Raw genomic sequence first — 2,268 nt, forward strand, 5'->3', positions numbered from 1 at the left:
GGGGAAACCGGGGGGAACCGGGGGAAGCCGGAAGGATCCCGGGGAAGCCGGAAGCATCCGGGGGCGAGCCGGAGGGGTCCGGTCCTGGGGGATCAGTCCAGGACGCGGGCCAGGTAGGCGTGCATCATCGCCCGGGTCTCGGCGACGATGCCGGGGTCGCCGGCCGGGTCGGCCCGGAAGGCCAGCTGGACCAGCGCGTCGGTCGCCTCGACGGCCACCAGGACCGCCCGGGACAGTCCGGGGTCCGGGGTGAGCCCCAGGTGGGTGCACAGCAGCCCGGTCAGGCGGGCGGCGACCAGGTGGTTGGGGTCGGAGGCGGGGCCTTCGGAGGGCGGGGCGGGCACCCCGAAGTCCACGAGGGCGAAGCCCGGGACGCTGCGCTTCATGGCCAGGTACTCGTCCAGCACGGCGTCCACGACGGGCCGCCAGTGCGCGGCCGGCAGCAGGGCGAGCCGCCGCTCGATGCCCTCGGCGTACTGCTCCAGGTTGCGCTGGGCCAGGGCCACGGCCATGGCGCGCTTGTTCCCGAAGAAGCGGTAGACCGAGCCGATGGGCACGCCGGCGCGCAGGGCGACGGCGCGGGTGCTGAGGTTCTCGTAGCCGGTCTCGTCGAGGAGTTCGGCGCAGGCGTCGAGGATCCGGGCGAGGCGGTCGGCGCTGCGCTGCTGGACCGGGGTCCTGCGCAGGGGGTGGGCGGGAGGCACGGGGTCCATCATGCCGCTCCTGGCTCGTGGGTCCAGTGGTGCGGGTCCCCGCTCCTCAGTTCAGGAGGAGGGTCAGCCCGCCGATCGTGTAAGTGATCATCAGCGCGAGCAGCGGCAGTTGGCCCGCCACCGCTTTCACCGGGGGGAAGAGGCGTACGGAACGGTCGTGCGCGGCGATCACACCGAGTACGTGGCCGGCCACGACGGCGGTCACCTGGAGGGTGGCGAGAGCGCCCGGACCCAAGGGGGGACTGGGATCGGGGGCGTTGTCAGTGCCGAGTGCCATGCTTACCGTACGTGGTCCTTCGGTGACGAGGAGGGAGAAGTAATGGGCGGTGAGATAGCCGAGGGCGATCGGCACGAGTGAGTGCGCGAAGGCGGTCAGCGGTCGGGGGTGCGGGCCGCTGACGAGGCGGGTGGCCGCCGCGCACAGGCAGTACAGGGTGGCGACGAGGGCGACGGAGGCGAGCAGTCCGAGCGTGGCCGTGGGGGTGCGTCCGAGGGGGGAGGTCTGAAGGGTGTTGATCCAGGCGGGGTTGTCGGAGTAGCCGTCGTAGGCGGTGGAGCCGAGCAGGACGCAGACGGTGGCGACGAGTCCGGGCCGCTCGGGCGTCGCGTCGAGTCCGTGGAAGGGGTTGCGCAGGACCAGGCGGCCGTCGCTGCGGCGGCCGAGGGGGGAGAGCCCGGCCAGGAGGTCGGAGTAGACCTCGAAGGCGTCGGCTTCGGCGAACCAGCTCTCGCCGAAGCGGGCGGCGAGCAGCAGGTGGGTGGCGGTGTAGGCGGTGAGGGCACACAGGAGGGTGGTGGTCGATGCGGGGTCGGGAGCGACGAGTTCGAGCCAGGTGAAGCCGAACAGTCCGGCGGCGGCGGGCCAGTGGCCGGTCCGGGGCGGCAGGGGGCGGCCGGCCCCGGGCGGGCGGCGGCGGGCCCGGGCGAGGAGGCGGTGCAGGGTGCGCAGCGGGTTGAGGCGGCGCCAGACGGGACCGAGGAGGAGGGAGGCGGGCACGAGCCCGACCCAGAGCAGGACGTAGACGGCGCCGGGAGCGGGGTTGCGGTCGGGGTCGTCGGGACCGAGGAGGAGGTGGAGGAGCACGGCGAGGGCTGCGGCGAGGCCCAGTCCGCGCAGGGCGGTGCGGGTGGCCGGCGCGTCGGCCGCCCGCTGGAGCCCGGCGGGCAGGGCGAGGCCGGAGCGGTCGCCGCGGAAGCGGGAGGCGGACCAGAGGAGGCCGAGTGCGAGGAAGGAGACGAAGAGAGCGGTGAAGGCGCCGGCGAAGGCGTAGAAGGGGGAGATCGGCAGGTCGTGCTGGGAGCCGATCCCGTGCGCGAGCAGGGTCGAGGGGCCGGGCGGGAGAAGAACCACGGGTTCCGCCGGGCTCATCGGACGAGGAGCTGGGTCAGGACGAGCCGGGACTCGTGGGTCTCGACCTCGAAGAGGCCCGTGCGGTCGGCCGTCAGGACCAGGGTGGCCTCCTGGCCGGCGGGCAGGGCGAGTTCCTTGTCGTAGCCGTGGACGTGCAGGGTGTCGGCGCGGTCGATGGTGACGCGCAGGGCCAGGCGCTCGCCG

Annotated in this window: 2 protein-coding genes and 1 pseudogene; all 3 read right to left on the reverse strand. The window is 74.0% G+C overall.

The annotated features are described in order from the left end of the window. Positions 1 to 92: 92 nt before the first annotated feature. Complete coding sequence (locus SSNG_RS07710; RefSeq protein ID WP_042800696.1) at positions 93 to 713, reverse strand: TetR/AcrR family transcriptional regulator; 621 nt, start codon at positions 711 to 713, stop codon at positions 93 to 95. Between the two features lie 46 nt (positions 714 to 759). Next, the gene (locus SSNG_RS07715; RefSeq protein ID WP_007263244.1) at positions 760 to 2,064 is read right to left on the reverse strand and encodes a hypothetical protein; all 1,305 of its coding nucleotides are present in this window, start codon (positions 2,062 to 2,064) and stop codon (positions 760 to 762) included. Between the two features lie 14 nt (positions 2,065 to 2,078). Beyond that, a pseudogene (locus tag SSNG_RS07720) lies at positions 2,079 to 2,268 on the reverse strand (hypothetical protein); the annotation flags it as partial.

Source organism: Streptomyces sp. C, assembly GCF_000158895.1.
Lineage (GTDB): Bacteria > Actinomycetota > Actinomycetes > Streptomycetales > Streptomycetaceae > Streptomyces > Streptomyces racemochromogenes.